21 protein-coding genes are annotated in these 19266 nt (G+C 70.5%); 8 read left to right on the forward strand and 13 right to left on the reverse strand.

What is annotated here, in order from left to right; genetic code table 11:
• Window positions 1-3: 3 nt before the first annotated feature.
• The 3 genes from ACEN9J_RS34915 to ACEN9J_RS34925 all read right to left on the reverse strand — a co-directional run bounded on the left by ACEN9J_RS34915 (window position 4) and on the right by ACEN9J_RS34925 (window position 1844).
• Complete coding sequence (locus tag ACEN9J_RS34915) at window positions 4-318, reverse strand: DNA-binding protein (RefSeq protein ID WP_413765622.1); 315 nt, start codon at window positions 316-318, stop codon at window positions 4-6.
• Entirely contained in the window at window positions 299-649 is a 351-nt protein-coding gene (locus ACEN9J_RS34920) for a type II toxin-antitoxin system RelE/ParE family toxin (RefSeq protein ID WP_413765623.1), read from the reverse strand. Before ACEN9J_RS34920 ends, ACEN9J_RS34915 begins: the two co-directional genes overlap by 20 nt.
• A gap of 223 nt (window positions 650-872) precedes the next feature.
• On the reverse strand, window positions 873-1844 hold the full coding sequence (locus tag ACEN9J_RS34925; RefSeq protein ID WP_413765624.1) for a LysR family transcriptional regulator: 972 nt from the start codon (window positions 1842-1844) through the stop codon (window positions 873-875).
• 115 nt (window positions 1845-1959) lie between these two features.
• Here ACEN9J_RS34925 and ACEN9J_RS34930 point away from each other — a divergent pair, with 115 nt between their 5' ends.
• On the forward strand, window positions 1960-3378 hold the full coding sequence (locus ACEN9J_RS34930; RefSeq protein WP_413765625.1) for an aldehyde dehydrogenase family protein: 1419 nt from the start codon (window positions 1960-1962) through the stop codon (window positions 3376-3378).
• Between the two features lie 15 nt (window positions 3379-3393).
• Here the strand turns inward: ACEN9J_RS34930 and ACEN9J_RS34935 are convergent, their stop codons facing one another.
• From ACEN9J_RS34935 to ACEN9J_RS34950, 4 genes are read right to left on the reverse strand one after another with little or no spacing between them, the layout of a single operon-like run.
• On the reverse strand, window positions 3394-4110 hold the full coding sequence (locus ACEN9J_RS34935; protein ID WP_057594136.1) for an ABC transporter ATP-binding protein: 717 nt from the start codon (window positions 4108-4110) through the stop codon (window positions 3394-3396).
• Window positions 4111-4113: 3 nt separating this feature from the next.
• On the reverse strand, window positions 4114-4872 hold the full coding sequence (locus tag ACEN9J_RS34940; protein WP_057594135.1) for an ABC transporter ATP-binding protein: 759 nt from the start codon (window positions 4870-4872) through the stop codon (window positions 4114-4116).
• Window positions 4869-5807 (reverse strand): branched-chain amino acid ABC transporter permease, encoded by a 939-nt coding sequence (locus ACEN9J_RS34945; RefSeq protein WP_413765626.1) that lies wholly within the window; start codon window positions 5805-5807, stop codon window positions 4869-4871. The genes ACEN9J_RS34940 and ACEN9J_RS34945 overlap by 4 nt, the downstream gene beginning before the upstream one ends.
• Window positions 5804-6709, reverse strand: a complete 906-nt coding sequence (locus ACEN9J_RS34950; protein WP_256222704.1) for a branched-chain amino acid ABC transporter permease — start codon at window positions 6707-6709, stop codon at window positions 5804-5806. Before ACEN9J_RS34950 ends, ACEN9J_RS34945 begins: the two co-directional genes overlap by 4 nt.
• Window positions 6710-6846: 137 nt before the next feature.
• Here ACEN9J_RS34950 and ACEN9J_RS34955 point away from each other — a divergent pair, with 137 nt between their 5' ends.
• The 5 genes from ACEN9J_RS34955 (at window position 6847) to ACEN9J_RS34975 (ending at window position 11597) form a co-directional block, all read left to right on the forward strand.
• Window positions 6847-7302 carry a nuclear transport factor 2 family protein gene (locus ACEN9J_RS34955; RefSeq protein WP_413765627.1) on the forward strand — a complete coding sequence of 152 codons (456 nt, stop codon included), beginning with the start codon at window positions 6847-6849 and terminating at the stop codon, window positions 7300-7302.
• Between the two features lie 13 nt (window positions 7303-7315).
• A complete protein-coding gene (locus tag ACEN9J_RS34960; RefSeq protein ID WP_413765628.1) occupies window positions 7316-8527 on the forward strand; it encodes a cytochrome P450 in 1212 nt (403 codons plus the stop codon).
• 125 nt (window positions 8528-8652) lie between these two features.
• Entirely contained in the window at window positions 8653-9783 is a 1131-nt protein-coding gene (locus ACEN9J_RS34965) for an ABC transporter substrate-binding protein (protein WP_057594132.1), read from the forward strand.
• A gap of 75 nt (window positions 9784-9858) precedes the next feature.
• Window positions 9859-11070, forward strand: a complete 1212-nt coding sequence (locus ACEN9J_RS34970) for an MFS transporter (protein WP_296726775.1) — start codon at window positions 9859-9861, stop codon at window positions 11068-11070.
• A gap of 92 nt (window positions 11071-11162) precedes the next feature.
• Window positions 11163-11597 carry a hypothetical protein gene (locus ACEN9J_RS34975; protein ID WP_296726768.1) on the forward strand — a complete coding sequence of 145 codons (435 nt, stop codon included), beginning with the start codon at window positions 11163-11165 and terminating at the stop codon, window positions 11595-11597.
• A gap of 21 nt (window positions 11598-11618) precedes the next feature.
• Here the strand turns inward: ACEN9J_RS34975 and ACEN9J_RS34980 are convergent, their stop codons facing one another.
• Window positions 11619-12068, reverse strand: coding sequence for a hypothetical protein (locus ACEN9J_RS34980; protein ID WP_057594129.1), 450 nt, complete (start codon window positions 12066-12068; stop codon window positions 11619-11621).
• Window positions 12069-12273: 205 nt separating this feature from the next.
• On the opposite strand from ACEN9J_RS34980, the gene ACEN9J_RS34985 reads away from it, so the two are divergent.
• Window positions 12274-13407 (forward strand): ABC transporter substrate-binding protein, encoded by a 1134-nt coding sequence (locus ACEN9J_RS34985; protein WP_413765629.1) that lies wholly within the window; start codon window positions 12274-12276, stop codon window positions 13405-13407.
• Between the two features lie 9 nt (window positions 13408-13416).
• Here ACEN9J_RS34985 and ACEN9J_RS34990 read toward each other — a convergent pair whose 3' ends face one another.
• From ACEN9J_RS34990 to ACEN9J_RS35000, 3 genes are read right to left on the reverse strand one after another with little or no spacing between them, the layout of a single operon-like run.
• Window positions 13417-16344, reverse strand: coding sequence for a hypothetical protein (locus tag ACEN9J_RS34990; protein WP_413765630.1), 2928 nt, complete (start codon window positions 16342-16344; stop codon window positions 13417-13419).
• Window positions 16345-16404: 60 nt separating this feature from the next.
• Window positions 16405-16788, reverse strand: coding sequence for an iron chaperone (locus ACEN9J_RS34995; protein WP_413765631.1), 384 nt, complete (start codon window positions 16786-16788; stop codon window positions 16405-16407).
• An 11-nt stretch (window positions 16789-16799) separates the two neighbouring features.
• The gene (locus ACEN9J_RS35000) at window positions 16800-17732 is read right to left on the reverse strand and encodes a helix-turn-helix domain-containing protein (RefSeq protein ID WP_413765632.1); all 933 of its coding nucleotides are present in this window, start codon (window positions 17730-17732) and stop codon (window positions 16800-16802) included.
• Window positions 17733-17847: 115 nt separating this feature from the next.
• Here ACEN9J_RS35000 and ACEN9J_RS35005 point away from each other — a divergent pair, with 115 nt between their 5' ends.
• Window positions 17848-18483, forward strand: coding sequence for a cysteine hydrolase family protein (locus tag ACEN9J_RS35005; protein WP_057594126.1), 636 nt, complete (start codon window positions 17848-17850; stop codon window positions 18481-18483).
• Between the two features lie 31 nt (window positions 18484-18514).
• Here ACEN9J_RS35005 and ACEN9J_RS35010 read toward each other — a convergent pair whose 3' ends face one another.
• On the reverse strand, window positions 18515-18940 hold the full coding sequence (locus ACEN9J_RS35010) for a CopD family protein (protein WP_413765633.1): 426 nt from the start codon (window positions 18938-18940) through the stop codon (window positions 18515-18517).
• On the reverse strand, window positions 18937-19254 hold the full coding sequence (locus tag ACEN9J_RS35015) for a DUF3817 domain-containing protein (RefSeq protein ID WP_413765634.1): 318 nt from the start codon (window positions 19252-19254) through the stop codon (window positions 18937-18939). The genes ACEN9J_RS35010 and ACEN9J_RS35015 overlap by 4 nt, the downstream gene beginning before the upstream one ends.
• Window positions 19255-19266: the final 12 nt, after the last annotated feature.

Consider the following 19266-nt stretch of genomic DNA (forward strand, 5'->3'; position numbering starts at 1 on the left):
AACTCAGTTGATGGAAGCGGATGCGGCCACCAGCGGCTGCACCGCCAATCGCAACCCCATCGCCCTGAGAATGGCAGACAGGCTGCTGAGCGCAGGGTTGCCCTTCGGCGACAACGTGCGATAGAGCTGGGTCGGATTCAGTTGCGCCTGCTCGGCCACGGCCTGCACCCCGCCGAATGCCTGCGTCATCTGGCGCAGCACGATCAGCAGTTCGGCCTGGTCGCCATCGGCCAGGATGGTGTTGATGACCTCGAGCGCGAGGGCCGGATCGCTGCGATACAGCTCGGCCATCGCTTCGTCATGGGGCTTGCTTCTCATCGTCCGCTCTCCGTTGCCAGTCCTGCCAATGAATCACCGCCTTGGCGATGTCCGCCTCCTGAGTCCGCTTGTCGCCACCGCACAGCAACAGCACCACGCGATGGCCGGACAGGGCGTAATACACCCGGTAGCCCGGCCCCAGGTCGATGCGCAATTCCCAGACACCATCGCGGCAAGACTTGTGATCGCCAAAATTGCCCAGCTCGATCCGGGCCACACGTCGAATGACCGACACCTTCGCCTGGTTGTCACGCAGACGCTGCAACCAGTCCAGGTAGGGATCGCGGTGCTCTTCCGCCGTCAGATAGTGCTCGACGCTGTAGGCATTCATTTTCGTTTATAGACGAAAAATGTCAACGCATCGATGAAGGGCCGCATCGACTTGCCATCTTTTCGCCTCCTCCCTCACGCTTGCTCTTGTGGGGTGAAGACTACCCCGACGGACCTCCGTCTGGAGGCTCGCCACGCTCAGGTGGAACCCCGGCGCGGCAGAAACTTGGCAGAAGTGCAAGGAAGGTGCGGGCGCGCCGTCGCACACAGGCCTGCCGAAAAAATCACCCGTGTTTCGATCTCGCCTTGCCGCTCCCGCGCTTTCCTTTCGCAACGCCGGCCCCGCCACTTCGTTTCTCCTCACCCGCCCGCAGCTCATGCACCAAATCCACCAACGCCCGCAACGCCGCAGGCAGATGCCGATGCCCCGCGTAATAAATGCACAACCCCGGCACCGGCACCGTCCACTCGTCGAGCACGCGCACCAGCCGCCCGCTCGCGAGGTCTTCGGCCACGTACCACTCGGCCAGTTGCGCAACGCCGACGCCTTGCCGCACCGCCTCCAGCATCAGCATCGGCGCATCGAGCACGAGCGGCCCCGGCACATCCACAGTGAAAGGCTCGCCGCCCTGCGCGAACTCCCACGGTGAGGGCACGCCGCTCGGCAGTCGCGCGCGGATGCAGGCGTGTTGCATCAGGTCGGCCGGCACCTCGGGCCGGGGGCGGTTCGCGAAGTACTCGGCCGACGCCACCACGGCCATGCGCAGGCTGCCGCCGAGCGGCACGCGCACCATGTCGCGCGGCACCAGCGGCGCGAGGCGCAGGCCGGCGTCGAAGCCCTCGGCGACGATGTCGACCATGCGCCCTTCGGTGACGATGTCGACGGTCACGCCGGGGTGACGGCGCAGGAACTCCGCCACGAGCGGGCGGAAAACCATCAGCGCCGCGCCCAGCGCGCTGTTGATGCGCAGGGTGCCGCCCAGCGTGGCGCGGCGCTCGCCCACGCTGTCCATCGCATCGCGGATGTTGGTGACGGCCGGGCCGATCTGCTCGACGAACTGCCGGCCGGCCTCGGTCAGCGAGACGCTGCGCGTGGTGCGATGGAACAGCCGCGCGCCGAGCCGGGCCTCGAGGCTGGACACGGCATTGCTGACGGCGGTGGTCGACATCTCCAGTTCCACCGCCGCGGCGCGAAAGCCCTGCCGCCGCGCGACGGCCAGCACCACCTCGAGTTCGATCAGGCCGCTCTTGTGCATTGTTCCGATTTTCTGGATGAGTCATCTCATTTTGATCGGATTCTCAAAACGATGGCGGATTCCTAGACTGCCTTCAACCCCGCCAACCGGCGGCAACAAGCCAGGAGTCAGCACCATGTGGAACATCGACAAGGCCTACATCGACGGCGCTTTCGTGCCCGTGCAGGGCACCGAGGTCGTGGAGATCGCCAACCCCGCGACCGAACAGCGCATCGGCAGCGCGACGCTCGCCAACCGCGACGATGCGAAGCGTGCGATCGCGGCCGCGCAGCGCGCCCAGCCCGCGCTGGCCGCCACTGGCAAGGCCGAGCGCATCGAGATGCTGGAGCGGCTGCGCACCGCCGTGCTCGCACGCACCGACGCGATCCGCGACGCGACCATCGAGGAGTACGGCGGCCCGCTCGCGCGCGCCCAGTGGGTCAGCGACTACGCCTCGCAATGCTTCGCCAACGCGGCACGCACGCTCGAGGCCTTCGAGTTCACGCGCCGCGTGGGCGATTCCACGGTGACGCTGGCGCCAGTCGGCGTGGCCGGGCTGATCGCGCCCTGGAACAGCGTCGCCGGCTCGGTCTGCAGCAAGCTCGCCTCGGCGATCGCGGCGGGCTGCGCATCGGTCATCAAGCCCAGCGAGCTGGGGCCGATCCAGGCCCGGGTGGTGACCGAGGCATTGCACGACGCGGGCCTGCCGGCGGGCGCGTTCAATGTGCTGCTCGGCCGCGGCGCCGACGTGGGCGACGAGATCGCCACCCATCCCGGCATCGCGAAGCTGTCGTTCACGGGCTCGACGCCCACCGGCAAGCTGATCGCGCGCGCCGCGCTCGACACCATGAAGCGCGTGAGCCTCGCGCTCACCGGCAAGTCGGCCTCGATCGTGCTCGACGACGCCGACTTCGCGAGCGCGCTGCCGCTGGCGCTGAACGCGGCCTTCATGAACAACGGCCAGGCCTGCGTGGCGGGCACGCGGCTCCTGATCCCGCGTGCGCGCATGCCGGAAGCGATCGAGCGCATCGCCGCCATCGCGACAGCGCTGCGCGTGGGCGATCCGCGCGATCCGGCCACCGCGATCGGTCCGCTGTTGAACGCGGCCCAGTTCGAGCGCATCCAGCGCTTCATCCGGCGCGGCAAGGAACAGGGCGCGACGCTCGTGGCCGGCGGCGAGGGCCGGCCCGAGGGGCTGTCGCGCGGCTGGTACGTCAGACCCACGGTGTTCGCCGACGTGCGCAACGACATGGACATCGCGCGCGAGGAGATCTTCGGGCCGGTGCTGTCGGTGCTCGGCTACGAGGGCGAGGACGAGGCTGTCGCGATCGCGAACGACTCGCCCTACGGACTGCAAGCCTACGTGTTCTCGTCCGATGCGCAACGCGCCGGCCGCGTCGCCGCGCGCCTCGAGGCCGGCACGGTGCTCGTCAACCGCATCGCGCCCGACCTGCTCGCGCCCTTCGGCGGGGTCAAGCAGTCGGGCCTCGGCCGGGAGTTCGGGGTCTTCGGGCTCGAAGCCTTCCTCGAGCCGAAGACGATCACCACCGCCTGACCCCGAGCGTGCCGATCAGGCGATCAATCCCGCGCGCCCGAAATAGTGGTCCGCAATCACCGGATCGTTCGCCAGGTCGCTCGCCATGCCCTCGTGCACGATGCGCCCCTGCTCGAGCACCGCGGCGCGGTGCGCGGTCTGCAGCGCGAGGCGCGCGTTCTGCTCCACCAGCAGGATGGTCATGCCCTCGCGGTTGAGCTGCACCAGCGCGCGGAACACCTCCTTGATGATCACGGGCGCGAGCCCGAGGCTGGGCTCGTCGAGCATCAGCACGCGCGGGCGTGCCATCAGCGCGCGGCCGATCGCGAGCATCTGCTGCTGGCCGCCCGACAGCGATCCCGAGAGCTGGTGGCGCCGGTCCTTGAGCACCGGGAACAGCGCATGCACGCGCTCCAGGTCCTTCGCGTCGCTGCCGCGCACGCCGGCGGCCTGGCGGCCGAGCTCGAGGTTCTCGGCCACCGACAGGGGCGCAATCACGCGCCGGCCCTCGGGCACCTGGATGATGCCGGCGCGCGAACGCAGGTGCGCGGGCATGCGGCCCAGCGGCTGGCCCTCGAAGCGGATCTCGCCGCCCGCGGGCACGAGGCCCGAGAGCGCGTTCACCAGGCTCGACTTGCCGGCGCCATTGGGGCCGATCAGCGCGAAGATCTCGCCCTGCTTCACATGGAGGTTCACACCGCGCAGCGCCTGGATGCCGCGGTAGTGGACGTCGAGGTTCCGGATCTCGAGCATGGTTCAGGCCCCCAGATAGGCTTCGACGACCTTCGGGTCGCGACCCACCGCCTCGGGCAGGCCGTCGGCGATCAGCCGGCCCGAGGCCAGCACGTACAGGTGCGAGCACAGCGACATGACGAAGCGCATGTTGTGCTCGATCAGCAGCACCGCCACGCCGCTGGCGGCGACGTTGCGGAAGATGCCCGCGAGGCTCTCGGCCTCGGCGTCGTTCATGCCGGCCACGGGCTCGTCGAGCAGCAGCAGCTTCGGGCTGGTGGCCAGCGCGCGCATCATCTCGATGCGCCGCTGGTGGCCGTACGAGAGGCTGCCCGCGCGGTGCTCGGCCAGCGCGGCCATGCCGAAGCGCTCGAGCAGTTCCATCGCGCGCGCATCGAGCTCGCGCGCCTCGGCGCGCGCCGACGGCAGGCCCAGCAGGTTGGCCCACAGGCCGGACTTCTCGTGACGATGGAAGCCCGCCACCACGTTCTCGCGCACGCTCGCATCGGGCACCAGCCGGATGTTCTGGAAGGTGCGCGCCACGCCGGCGCGCGCGAGCGCGGGCGCCTCGTCGCGCGATACGTCGCGGCCCTCGAGCAGCACCCGGCCCGCCGTCAGGTGCAGCAGCCCGGTGATCAGGTTGACCACCGTGGTCTTGCCCGCGCCGTTGGGGCCGATCAGGCCGGTGATCTGGCCGGCCGGCACCTGCAGGCTCAGGCCGTCGACGGCCGGCACGCCGCCGAAATGGCGGGCCACGCCTTCGAGAACCAAAGTCGCTGTCATGGGCGCACGCCTCCTTCGATCGATGTCTTGACGATGGACGCCTTGGGCACCGCCGGTGCCGCGGGCGCGCGCGCCGCATGCCCCGCCTGGCGCCGCAGCCGGCGGTCGTGCAGCAGCGCGATCGCGGTGTCGGCCACGCCGCGCGGCAGGTAGACGATCACCAGCATCAGCAGGATGCCCTGCACCACGTTACGGTAGTCGGCGAACACGCGGAACAGCTCGGGCAGCGTGGTGAGGATGGCCGCGCCCACGAGCGCGCCCCACACCGAGGTGCGCCCGCCTAGCACCACCATCGCGAGCACCGCCACCAGCATGCCGAAGCCGAACTCGCCGGGCGTGATGGCGTAGCTGCTCGAGGCCTGCAGCGCGCCGCCCAGGCCCGCGAGCAGGCCCGAGAGGATGAAGGCGATGCGCTGGTGGTAGGGCACCGAGATGCCGAGCGACACGGCCACGGTCTCGTCCTCGCGGATCACGTCCATCGCGCGGCCGATGCTGTGGCGGCCCATCGCGGCCAGCAGCACCACCACCGCGACCACGATCAGCAGCAGCTCGCCGGTGCCGGCCACCTTCGGAATGCCGCTGATGCCGATCGCGCCGTTGGTCACGCTGGTCCAGTTCTGCGTGGCCGACAGCACGATCTGCACCATGGCCAGGGTGGCGACTGCCTGGAACACGCCGCGCAGCCGCGACAGCGGAAAGGCCAGCACCGCGCTCGCCACGCCGCCGAGCGCGGTGCCCGCGGCGATCGCAGCCAGCGGCGGCCAGCCGGCCTTGACCACCAGCAGCGCGCAGCCATATGCGCCGATGGCGGCGAAGCCCGCGCTGCCGAGCGAGAACACGCCCGCGCGCAGCACCACGTACTGGCTCATCGCGAGCATCGCGTAGACCAGGATGTGGTCGAACAGCGACTGGTAGGTGTAGAAGAAGTTCATCATGCGCGTTGCACCCGCATGGCGGCGGACGATTGACCGAACAGCCCGGTGGGCCGGACCAGGATGACGACGAACAGCGCGGTGAAGACGATCGCCTCCGCCACGCCAGAGGACACGTAGGCCACCGCGAGCGTCTGCACGATGCCGATCGCGAGCCCCGCGATCAGCGCGCCCGGAATGCTGCCGAGCCCGCCGAGGATGATGATCACGAAGGCGCGCAGCAGCAGCGGCTCCCCCATCGCGAAGTGCACCGAGTTGAAGACCAGCCCGATCAGCACGCCGGCCATGCCCGCGAGCGCGCCCGAGATCAGGAACACCTGCATGTTCACCGGCCCGGGGTTGATGCCCAGCAGCCGCGAGGTCTGCTCCGAATAGGCCACGCAGCGGATGCGCTGGCCGAAGCCGGTGCGGTAGAGGTACCAGACCAGGCCGAACACCATCGCCACCACCAGTGCCACGATCACCAGCTGCAGCAGCTGCACCCGCACGCCGCCGATGGTGTAGATCACCACCGGGAAGGCATCGAAGGGAAAGCGCATCACGGCCGTGTTCGACAGCTTCTGCGCCAGCGCCAGCAGCACCAGGTCGGCGCCGATCGACGAGACGATGGCCGAGAACTCCGGCGCGCCACGGCGGCGCAGCGGCCGGAACGCGAACAGGTCGAGCGCCACCGACACCAGCCCGCCCGCGAGCATGCCGATCAGCAGGGCGACGTAGATCGGCGCGTCGAGCACCGTGACCGCGTACAGGCCCGCGAACGCGCCCCACATGAACACCGAGCCGTGGGCCATGTTCATGATGTGGTTGACCCCGAACAGAAGGGTAAACCCGAGCGCGAACAGCGCGTAGACGCTGCCCACGACCACGCCATTGAGTAGTTGTTGCATCAGCATGGCGGCGATCATCGGAATGCGGCCCTTGGTTGTATGTCCCCTTGCGACGGTACGGGTGCGCCCGGGGCCGCCGTCCCCCGCATGGGGACAGACGCGCGCGGCGCGCCTGCGGACACTGGGCGAAGCACTGTGCCGACCCTGGAGACCCCATGCGCTTTCCGCAACTGCCCGTCGAGGACGAGCTCGAGATCCGTTCCCTGTTCGCCCGCTACGGCCACCTGGCCGACGCCGGCGACCCCGACTTCGCCCAGCTGTTCACCGAGGACGCGAGCTGGACCCGCGCCAACTCTCCACCTGCCTCGCAGGGCGGCAGCGGCCTGCCGCCCGAAACCATCCGCGGCCGCGACCATCTGCTGGCGCTGATGGAAGAGGTGATGAAGAAGAAGTTCAGGCAGCGCATGCACCACCAGATGACCGACTTCTACGCCGTGCCCGGCGAAGGCGCCGACGAGGCCCACGGCCATGCGCGCGCGCTCATCACCGACTGGCGCGACGGCCCCGGCAAGATCGCGATGTTCGGCAAGTACGAGCTGCGCTTCCGGCGCACCGGCGACGGCTGGCGCATCGCCGACATGACCGTGCGCGTGCTGCCGAGCGCGGATTGAGGAGGACCGACCCATGAACGCCACCGCCACCCTGTCCGTTCCCGACGCACCGGTCCTCGACGAGGACCCGTTCTCCGACGCGAACATCGCCGATCCCTATCCGCTGTTCGACTGCATGCGCGAGATGGCGCCCGCGGTCTACGTCGCGCCGCACGGCTACTACGCCGTCACGCGCCATGTCGAGGCCGGCATCGTCGCGAGCGACTTCGAGCGCTTCACGGTCGAGGGCGGCGTGGGCATGAGCGACATCCGCAAGCCCGGCGCCTGGCGCACGCGCAGCCCGATCTCGGAGATCGACCCGCCCGAGCACACGCGCGTGCGCGCCGCGCTGCAGCGCATCCTGTCGCCGCTGGTGGTCAAGAGCTGGAAGGAGAAGTTCGCGCAGCGCGCCGAGGAGATCGCCGAGGCCGCGGTGGCGCGCGGCCGCGTCGACGGCGTGGCCGACATCACCGAAGCCTACGTGCTCGAGGTGTTCCCGGCCGTGCTCGGCATCGCGGTGCCGCCCGAGCGCATCAAGCTCACGGGCGAGCTCAACTTCAACCAGCTCGGGCCGAACAACGAGCGCGTGGCGCAGGCGCTCGAGCGCGCCGCGCCGATCATGGACTGGTACCAACAGGTGCTGCAGCGCGAGCACACGCTGCCCGGCGGCTTCGCCGAGAAGATCTACGAGGCCGAGGACGCGGGCCATTTCGACAAGGGGACGGCGCCGCTGCACGTGCGCTCCTTCTTCCGCGCCGGCGTCGACACCACCATCGCCGGCATCGGCTCCACGCTCAAGCTGCTGGCCGAGCATCCCGACCAGTTCGCGCGCGTGAAGGCCAACCCGGCGCTCATCAAGGGCGCGTTCGAGGAGGCGCTGCGCCTGGAGTCGCCGGCGCAGGTGATGTTCCGCACCACCACGGGCGAGGTCGAGCTCGGCGGCGTGCGGCTGCGCGCCGACACCAAGGTCGGCTACCACATGGGCGCCGCCAACCGCGACCCGCGCCAGTGGCCCGACCCCGCGCGCTTCGACGTCACGCGCCAGACCGCGGGCGTGCACCGCGCCTTCGGCGTGGGCGCGCACGTGTGCATCGGCCAGATGATCTCGCGGCTCGAGGCCGAGAGCATCCTCGGCGCGCTGGTGCGGCGCGTGCAGCGCATCGAGCCCGCGGGCGCATCGCGCTGGCGGCCGGTCAACACGCTGCGCACGCTCGACGTGCTGCCGCTGAATCTCGTGGCCGAGTAGGCCCGGCGCCGCTTCGGGTCGGTCCGTCCCCTGTGATGGGGACTGACGCAACCCGGATGCATGAAGACACTGCCATGGCCCCCTGAGAAAAACCGCGCACCTTCGCGCGCCCTTGGAGACACACCATGACCATGCATCGCAGAGCCGCCGTCGCCGGCGCGCTGCTTCTCGCCTTCAGCGGCCTCGCCTTCGGGCAGGGCAAGGAGATTCCCGTCGGCGTGTTCAACGCCATGACCGGCACCTACGCCTTCGGCGGCGTGCCGATCCAGAACGCCATGAAGCTGGCGCTGGAGGAAGCCAACGCGCAGGGGCTGCCCGGAGGCAACAAGTTCAGGATCGTCGAGGGCGACACCGCGGGCGACAAGGGCCAGGTCATCAACCTCGTCAACCAGTTCGGCAAGCGCGACAACGTGATGCTGATCCTCGGCCCCACGGTCAGCGCCGAAGCCCTGGCCGGCGCGCCGGTGGCCAACGACCTCAAGCTGCCGATCCTCGCCATCGGCAGCTCGCCCGGTATCCTCGCCACCGGCCCCTGGGCCTTCAAGATCCAGGCCACGCCGACCGACATCATGGGCTTCCTCGGCAAGCTGGCTTCGGAGAAGCTCGGCGTGAAGCGCGTGGTGCTGCTGCACGACCAGAGCAGCGACGGCTACATCGGCCAGAAGAACGCGCTGGCCGACTACTTCACCAAGGCCGGCGTCACCATCGCGGCCGACGAGAAGTTCATCTCCTCCGACTCCAACTTCCTCGCGCTCGCGACCAAGGTCGCGACCACGCCCACCGACGCCATCTTCATCGCCGCGCCGGCCGAGGTCTCGGCCAACCTGATCCTGCAGATCCGCCAGGCCGGGCTCGAGTCGAAGGTCAAGTTCATCGGCCCGTCGACGCTGGGCTCGGCCGGCTTCATCAAGGCCGGCGGCAAGGCGGTCGAGGGCACCTACTTCGTGTCGGACTATTCGCCCAGCAATCCTTCGCCGATGAACCAGGCCTTCGTGAAGGCCTACCAGGCCAAGTACAAGGCCGCGCCCGATAACTGGGCCGGCATGGGCTACGCGCTGGGCCAGGTCGCGGTGCAGGCGGTGAAGAACGCCGGCCCGAACCCCGACCGCACCAAGATCCGCGACGAGCTCGCGAAGCTCAACAAGGTGCCGATGGTGCTGGGCAACGGCACCTGGAGCGTGGACGCGGGGCGCAACCCGAGCTACGGCGGCGTGCTGCTGCAGGTGAAGGGCGGGGAGTTCGTGGCGGTGCAGTGATCGCCTGAGCGGGGGACGGCAAGCGCGGACGCCGGGCTTGCCGCACAATGCGCCGTCCTTTCGACGCCCCCGGCCATGCCCCTTCCCAAGACCGGCCTGCTCGCGCAGGTCTCCGCCGCTCACCTCGTCAGCCACCTGCACATCATGGCGCTGCCCGCGCTGTTGCCGGTGTTGCCCGGCGCGTGGGGTCTGAGCTTCGTCGAGCTCGGCCTTGCGCTCAGCGTGTTCAACGTGGTCTCGGCGCTGGTACAGGCGCCGCTGGGCTTCGCGGTCGACCGCTTCGGCGCGCGGCGCCTGTTGATGGCCGGCCTGCTGCTGGGCAGCGCGGCCTTCGGCTCGCTCGCGTTCTCGGGCCACTACGCCTGGCTGCTCGTCGCGATGGCGCTGGCGGGCATCGCCAACGGCGTCTACCACCCGGCCGACTACGCGATGCTCTCGGCCGGCATCGACGGCGCACGCATGGGCAAGGCCTTTTCGGTCCACACCTTCGCGGGCTTCGTCGGCGGCGCCATCGCGCCGGCCCTGCTGATGGGCATCGCCAGCACGCTGGGCGTGCGCTGGGCCTTCGCCGCCACCGGCCTCGCGGGGCTGCTGGCCTGGGCCTTCCTGTTCGCGGGCGAGAAGCCGGCCCTCGCCGCACGACCCGCGAGCAAGCCGAAGACCGCGGGCGGCAGCGGGGCTGGCGTGCGCATCCTCACGCCCGCGATCCTCACGCTCACGCTGCTCTACGTGCTGCTGAGCCTCAGCACCAACTCGATCGGCAGCTTCTCGGTGTCGGCGCTGGTCGGCGGCTACGGCGTGAACCTCACCTGGGCCAATGCGGCGGTCACGGCCTTCCTGTTCGCCAGCGCCTTCGGCGTGCTGGCCGGCGGCGCGCTGGCCGACCGCACGCGCCGCCACGGCCTGGTGGCGGCCGTCGCGTTCGCGGGCGCGGCCGTGCTCGCGGCACTCGCCGCCTGGGGCCGGCTGCCCGATCTCGCGCTCGTGCTGTGCCTGGGCGCCACCGGCTTCCTGACCGGCGTGATCACGCCTTCGCGCGACATGCTGGTGCGCGCCGCCGCCCCGCCCGGCGCCGAGGGCCGCGCCTTCGGCATCGTCTCCACCGGCTTCAACATCGGCGGCGCGGTCGGCCCGATGCTGTTCGGCTGGCTGCTCGACCGCGGGCATTTCAGCGGCATCTTCTGGGCCGCGGTGGTCTTCATGGGGCTGACCGTGATGCTGACCCTGCTGCAGGAGCACCGCGCGGCGCGCGCGCCGCGGCCACTCTCTCGCCCCGCCACGGGCTGAGGAAGACGGGGCGGCGACCGACACGCCCTTGCCGCGCGGCTGGGCACACTCGGTCATCGACATCACCCGGGCGCACCGCGCGCTCCCACCGCATGCTGAGCTACGCAATCCAGAAGGTCGGCGACGACTTCCAGCAGACCCACCCGCAGGGCGAGACCACCCTCCTCGGCTTCATGGCCGCGATCGATGCCCATCCGTGGCAGCAACAGCACCGCGAATGGAACGAGCAGCAAGACGGGCCGCTGCCCGCGCTCGTGCTGCGCAATGAGGCCGACCAGCGCGAGCTGTGGGTCACGCTGCTGGGCGACGGCACCGACCGGCGCGGCGAGTACCAGCTGCAGTCGGTGGCGATGCGCCCGCGCAGGGGCTTCTTCGGCAAGGGCAAGCTCGAGCAGGACGTGGCGGTGTTCGAGACCCGCGACCGCGGCGAGCTCGATCGACTGTGCGAGCTGTTCTGCGACGGGCAGTACGAGGCCCTCGATCGCGAAGCGGGGCGGATGGCGGCGCGCGAGGACGACAGCGATTGATTCGCCGCGCCCCCGGGCGCTCTATCGGCCGGCGGGATTCGCGAGATTGACGGCCTTGCTGCCGGACAGCAGCTTCTTCGCTTCCGCCTCGTCGGCTCCCCTGACCGCCGCGCAAGTCATGCTGGGGCTGACGACGAAGTAGTTCGACGATGCCTTCGCGGCGTCGAACTTCAGCGAGTCCTCCTTCCACGTCGGCGTGAAGCCGCCGAAGCATTTCACCCCCAGGTAGTGCTCGCCGGGCGACACCTGGAATTCGGCGTGCTCTCCGGAGCCGATGCCGAAGATGTCCTTGCCATCCATCGCCACCGTGTAGCCATTGGCCGCGCCGACGATGCTGCTGATGCGGACCACCACCACCTTGGCGGCGACCGAAGCATCCGGGACCTCGGGCAACGGGCCGAGCCTGCCGGAGGTCGTGCCACAAGCGGCGAGCAATGCGGCCGTGGCCGCCAACACGAGCGTCTTCATCATCCTGTCTCCCTCCTGGTGATTGAATGGATCGAGCAACACAGTTGCATCGATGCGCTTGCGAGCGCGCGAGATCATATCGCCGGGATGGCGCACCACGGCCCGCGCGCAGATTCACCGTTTTCCGTTATCCTCCGCCCCGCCCGGACACCCAAGATCCGGCCCTTGCAAGAAGGGGCGTTCACCGCCCGGAGACGGAGAGAGACAGATGAATTCGATGGCGTTCTGGCGTCCGCTGCTCGCGGCCGCCACGATGGCGGCTGCGGTGCTGCCGGCTGCGGCGGTGCAGGTGGTGGTCGGGCAGGTGGCCCCGATGTCGGGGCTCGAGGCGCGGCAGGGACGGGCCTTCGGGGTCGGCCTCAAGCTGAGCTTCGACGCGATCAACAAGGCCGGCGGCATCAACGGCCACACGCTGGGCCTGGTGCGCAAGGACGACCTGGGCCAGCCCGAGCAGACCGTGGCGCTGACCAGGGCCCTGGTCGCGGAGAGCCGGCCGATGGTGCTCGCGGGCTACTTCGGCACGCGCAACATCGCGGCGCTCGTGGCCTCGGGCACGCTCGAGAAGGAGAAGCTCGCGCTGGTGGGCTATCGCTCGTCGGAGCTGCGCGCGCCGCCGCCGCTGCTGTTCAACATGCATGCCGACCTGCGCGAGGAGCTGACCAAGATCACGCGCCACCTCGCCACCATCGGCATCAACCGGCTCGGCGTCTTCTACGAGGACGTGCCCGCGTCCGGCGAACTGCTCAAGCTGATGGACGAGCTGGCCGCGGCCTCGTCGTCGCGCATCGTGGTGCGGGCCTCGTACCCGGCGGGCACCACCAAGGTGGGCGACGCCGCCGAGGCCTTCCTCAAGGAGCCGCCGCAGGCCATCGTGATGCTGACCAGCACCGGCGCCGCCGCGGCCTTCATCGAACGCTACCGCATGGCGCCCAAGGGCACGGCGCAATTGGTCGCGCATTCGGGCGTCGACGTGGAGCAGCTCTCGCAGCGGCTGTCGGAACAGCACATGCAGGGCATCGTGATCGCGCAGGTCACGCCGAGCCCGTTCCGCATCTCGAGCAAGCTGACGCGCGAGTTCATCGAGGCCACGGCCGGGCAGACGCTGGAGGTGCCGGTCAGCTACTCGATGTTCGAGGGCTACATCACGGGCCGCGTGATCGCCGAGGCCGTGCGCCGGCAAGGGCGTACCCCCACGCGCGAAGGCATGGCGGCGGCGCTGGCCTCGCTGGTGAATTTCGACTTCGGTGGCTACGTGGTCGACCTCGGCCCCAATGCCGGCGGCAACGGCACGCGCTTCGTGGAGCTCACGATCCTCAGCAACGCGGGCAAGATCCGGCAGTAGCGCCGGGATTCATTTCTTCGGGCCGAACAACGCGCCCAGCGCCCGTGCCGCCTTGACCAGCGGCGACGGCCGCAGCTGCTGATACTCCGCGCGCAGCTCGGCGCACAAGCCCTCGTCGATCTTTCCGGCGGGCAGGGCCAGCAGCAGTTCCAGCGTCTCGACCTGCCGCTCCACCTGCCCCACGTGGCCATAGCTGCGCGCGAGCCCGATGCGCGCCTTCACGACCTGGGCCGCGATGCCCTTGTCGGCCTCTTCGCCGCAGGCCTCCACCAGCGCCTCGCAGCAGGCCACGGCCTCCTCGTAGCGGCCGGCCTTGCGCAGCCGCACGCCGCGGTTGACGCTGGATTTCGCGGCATAGGTGCGCAGCGCGACCTCGGGCGCCCGCAGGCAGGTGTCGATCACATGGCCATAGAGCGCCAGCGCGGCATCCAGGTCGGTGTCGGCGATGGTGATCGCCTTGCAGAAGCGCGCATTGGCCACGCGCTCGCGCAGGTAGGCGACGTCGGAGCGGGCCCAGCGCACGATGATCGCGTCGTAGGTCTGCAGCTCCTCGGCGCGGCGGCCGAGCTTGTCGAGCTGCACCGCTCGGTTCGACATCGCGAGCGCGACGTCCTTCTCGGCCGAGGTCGAGAGTTCGTTGCCATAGCGCGCGATGACCTCGTCGTTGACCGCCAGCGCGGCCTCGCGCTGCGACAGGCAGCCCAGGCTGTAGCCCTTGCGCACCATCGCGTCGAGGCAATGGCGCCGCAGCTCGGGATGCAGCGATTCGACATGGGCCTGCAGCACCTCGTCGTAGCAGGCGATGGCCTCGCGATGCTTGCCCTCCACCGCCAGCACGCGCCCGCGCTCGATGGTGGCGTCGATCTCGTCGCGCTGCGCCAGCGTCAGGTCCTCGTACTGGTCGCCATAGCTCACCGCCGCGCCCTGGCGCTGCAGCCGGTTGAGGCAGGTCAGCCGACTCGCCGCGGCCTTGGCCAGCGTGTCGCGCATCGATGCGCCGGTGGCATTCGGGAAGCGCGCGAGCAGCGCGTCGTAGACCGGCAGGGCGTCGGCCTCGCGGCCCAGCAGCATCATCAGCGCATAGGCCTGGTTGAGGTAGGCGCTCGCGACCGTGCCCTCGACCTCGGCGCAGGTGTCGGCCGCGAAGGCCTGCAGCAGCGCCGCATAGGCGTCGACCGCGCGCTGGAACTGCAGGCGGCCGCGCCAGTGGGCCGCGAGCGCGTACTGCGCCTTCACCGCGATCGTGCGCAGGTCCTCGGCCGGATCCTTCGCGAAGCGCGCGACGAGCGCGGCGACCGCCGCGGCATAGCGCTCTTCGACCTCGACCACGGCGACCTCGATCGCGCGGCCCTCCTCGTCCTTGCCGTCCGGGCGCGGATGCGCGGCGGGCGCCTGGGCCTGCAGGATGTCGCAGCGCAGGTCCATGGCGCGCGCGATGGCGCGGCGCAGCGCCGTGTCCTCCGCGCCACGGGCCTCGGTCCAGCCTTCGAGCGCGCGCAGGGCGGCCTCGACATCGCCGCGGGCCCAGAGAATCCTCGCGCGCTCGATGCGGCCGTGCACGCATTGCAGGCGCGTGTAGGCATCGGCGGACTCGGCGTGCAGCGCATCGAGTTCCGAGAGCGCCGACAGCGCCTCGTCGCCGCGGTCGAGCGCGCGCAGGGCCCAGGCCTCGAGCAGCCGCGTGCGCGCCAGCTGCGGCTGCAGCAGCGCGCTGCGGTCGTCGCCGAAGCGATCGAGCAGGCGGCGGTAGCCGGCCAGCTCGCGCGGCGGGTCGTCGAGCGGCACCAATTGGTCGAGCATCGCGAGCAGCAGCTCCTTGCGGACCTGCGCATCGGGATGCCCGGCATAGCGCGACCATTGCCATTCGGCCAGTTCGTCGGCGCGGTCCTCGTCGTCGGGCTCGGCATCGCGGTCGCGCAGCAGCTGTGCCTTGACGCGCAGGATGCGGTTCACGCAGCGCAACACGGTGGCATCGTCGCTGTCCGCATGCGGGTCCAGCACGGCATCGCAGGCCGCGAGCAGGCGCTCCTCGAGGTCCTCGTCCTGCGCGCCGCGCAGCAGGTCGCGCTGCAAGGCGAGCGCGAGGTCGGTGCGCGCCAGTGCGAGGGTCTGGCGCCGCTCGGGCTCGGCGGCATCGGCGTGCGCGGCGATCAGGGTGTGCAGCAGCGCACGGGCTTCCTCGTCGCGGCCCAGCATCTCGAGCAGGCGTGCATGGGCATGCTGCGCGGCGGCGGCCCGTGCCTTCAGCGCGGGTTCGGTGGCGGCTTGCAGGTCCTCATGCAGGGCCGCGTATTTCTTCAGCGCCTCGTCGTGGTAGTCGAGCTCCGCCAGCATCCGGGCCTGCACGGCGCGCACGCGGGCCACGAGCACGCGCGTCGCGAGCCAGTCGTCGCCGCCGAAGCGCCGCGCCAGGTCCTCGCAATGCCGCACCATGTCGACCCGCGCGAAGGTCGCGCCACCGGCGGCGCGCAGCCTCGCCTCCTCGAGCCCCGCAGCGACGATCCATTCGCGCAGCGCCGGCGACTGCGCCTGCTCGAAGCGGCGCTGTACTTCCCGCAGCAGGCCCAGCGCGGCCTCGGCGTGGCCGGTCGCAGCCAGCGCGCGGGCCTTCTCGCATTGCGCACGCGCGATCCACGGCCAGGCCGCGACCGGCGCGAACACCGGGGCCAGCACATCGCGCGCACCGGGCTCGAAATGCGCGCACAGCGCATCGGCCGCCGCCACCACCTCGGCCGTGCGCCCGAGCGCGTCCAGCGCCTCGATCTGCCGGAACCAGGCCGAGGCCAGATGCTCCTGCAGATCGGGCGAAGCGCTGTCGGCGGGCGTGCTCAGCGGCAGCAGCCGCGCGACGAGCGCTTCGGCCTCCGCGAGGGCCGATGCGGCGGTGGCAAGGTTGGCGAAGCGAGGCGAAGGGTCCGGGCGATCGATGTCGTGCAATCTCGTGTCCTGGCTGGGGCTCTGCGCTTCATTCTCGCCGCCGGCCGGCCGGCGCGCACTTCACCAGAACGAATCGTCCTCGCGCGCCTTCACCACGCGCAGCCGGTGCTCGGCGATGCGGCGGATCAGGTCCTCGGGCAGCGGTTCGTCGTAGCGGACCTTGAGCAGTTCCTTGGTGGTCTGGTGTCCGGCCAGTTCCTTGCGGAACGCCTCGAGCGCCGCGGCCGAGGGGGCGAAGCCCAGGTGGGCCTTGTGCGCGGAGAAGGCGAACAGGAAGCGCGGCTCGACGAAGAAGGGCGTGCCCCACTTGATGGCCTCCCGGGCCTCGGGTGCCACGCGCCGCAGCAGCGCGCGCAGGCGCCGCAGGTGCGCATGGGCCTCGGGCGGGCCGGCGGCGATGTAGTCGTCGATCGTGGTGGGCGCCTTGCCGGCCATCTCGTTCATCCCCTTCGTGTTCATCCGCCCTGGCGCTGCACGTCCTTCGGCGTGCGGCCGAACCTCGCCTTGAAGGCGCGGCTGAAATGGCTGAGGTCGGTGAAGCCGAACTCGAGCGCGGCCTGCGACACCTGCCGCACGCGCCCTTCGGCGAGCGCCCGGTAGCTGGCCTCGAGCCGCTGCTGCCAGAGCCAGCGGCCGGGCGTGGTGCCCTCGGCGGCGAACAGCCGCATCAGCGTGCGCAGCGACAGGTGGCAGTCGCGCGCGATGGTCTCGCCGTCGAGCGTGGGGTCGCCGAGCCGGGCACGGAGGTAGCGCTTCACCGCCGCCAGGCGCCCGTCGCGCGCGCCGGCCTCGACCTGCGAGGGCGCGAGCTCCGCCTCGAGCGCCGTCGACCAGATGTCCATCGCGGCCTGCGCGAGCGCCGGCGGCGCATCGTCGTGCAGCGCCATCAATTGCTGCAGCACCGATCCCGCGAGCGCGGCCAGCTTCGCGTCGCGGCCGACCGGCCGGGCCACGAATTCGTCGGCCGCGCCGATGCGGCTGGTCAGCAGCGCGCGCGGGATCGCGACCATGACAGCATGCGACCACTCGCCGAACTCGAGGCTGAAGGGACGCGACTGGTCGTGCAGCACCATGTCGCCGGGGCGCATGCTCACGCGCCGCTCGTCCTGGCTGAAGCGCGTGTTGCCGCCGAGCGCGAACCAGAGAAAGAAGTCGTCGCGCGGATCGCGCCGGATGTCGGTGGCGCCGCGCGTGACGCGGATCGTCGCCGCGCCGGGCAGCTTCGACTCGATCTCGTTGAGCGCGAGCGCGCCCAGCCCGCGCTGCGACACCCTGGCGCGGAACGCCGCGCCACCCGGCGCGTTCGCGCACTGCGTGACCGAGTAGCTGCGGCACGTGACCTGGTGCCACTTCTCGAAGCTGTCGCCGGGTTCGACCAGGGTTTTCATGGAACGGATGGCAGGTGGAGAACAAAGCTTGGCAAGCCGGGGCCAGCGCGGACGGCCGGCGCGACCCAAGATCGCCGCACCCGCCACCATCCGACTCAACCACCGAGGGGCCAATATGCCTTATCAGATCGATCGCATCAATCCGGCGACCACCGCCGTCATCGTCGTCGACATGCAGAACGACTTCGTCGCCGAGGGCGCCCAGCTGCGCTCGGCCCAGGCCGCGGCCATGGTGCCGACCTTGGCGCGCACCCTGGCCACCTGCCGCGAGCGCGGCATCCGCGTGATCTACACCGCGCACGTGCACCGGCGCGACGGCTGCGACATGGGCCTGTACGACGACCTCTACGGCCCGATCGCCGACCGCAGCGCGCTGGTCGACGAGACACCCGGCAGCGAGATCTTCGCGGCGCTCGCGCCGGCCGCGGGCGAGCACGTGGTCAAGAAGCACCGCTACAGCGGCTTCTTCGCGACCGACCTCGACCTGATCCTGCGCGAATGGGGCATCGACACCGTGGCGATCACCGGCACCACCACCGAGAACTGCTGCCATGCGACGGCGCGCGACGCGATGTTCCGCAACTACAAGGTGGCCTTCCTGTCGGATGCGACCGGCACCTTCGACTATCCCGACGTGGGCCAGGGCGCGATGCCGGCCGAGGCGGTGCACGAGGCCACGCTGACCATCCTGGCCTTCTCGACCGCGCATGTGATGACGAGCGAGGAGTTCGTCGCGCGGATCGATCGCTGAGCAGGCGCGACGGACCGAGCCGGACTGGATCTCAGGGCTTGAGCACGACGAGCAGCGCGATGGCGCCGAACGCGGCGATGCACAACGCCGGACCGATCCGGATCCACGCGCGCTCGCGGACGTTCGTGCCTTCGAGCTGCCTTCGGAGGCAGGCCGACAGCACGCCGTGCAGCCCCGACAGCGCGAACACCAGCACCAGCTTCGCGTAAAGCCAGCCCGCGCCGAACCAGCCGCCCAGGCTCGCGAGCGCGATCCCCAGGCCCCACGCCGCCACCATCGCCGGCACGGTGACGCGGCGGTCCCAGCGCAGGAAGGCCTGCCCCATGCGCTTCTCGTGCGGCAGCAGCACGCCGCCCGAACGGCCGAGCGCGGCGATCGCCACGCCGAGCAGCAGCAGGCCGCCGGTCCAGGCGAGCACCGCGGCCAGGTGCAGGGCCTTGAGCCACAGGTAGATCATGGAGAAGCCGGCGCGCGATCGAGCAGCTTCCAGCTGTAGAAGCCACCGCCCGGCAGGCAGGCGAAGAGCACGAGCTTGAAGCCCATGCGCGCGGAGACGTCCTCGAGCGTCGCCGCGTTCGCGACCTTCCAGCAGAAGCCCAGGAAGACGAGGCCATGCAGCGGCCCCATGAGGCTCACGGCCCAGGGCAGGCCGGCGAGGTGTTTCATCGGCGCCGCGACCAGCAGCAGGACCAGCAGCGTGGCGGCTTCGAGCAGGCAGAAAAGCCGGAGACGGGAAAGGCGCAGGGCTCGGGACGGCAAGAGCAACTCCATGGCGGGAACCTC

It is taken from the genome of Variovorax sp. Varisp41, from assembly GCF_047325085.1.
Classification (GTDB): domain Bacteria; phylum Pseudomonadota; class Gammaproteobacteria; order Burkholderiales; family Burkholderiaceae_C; genus Variovorax.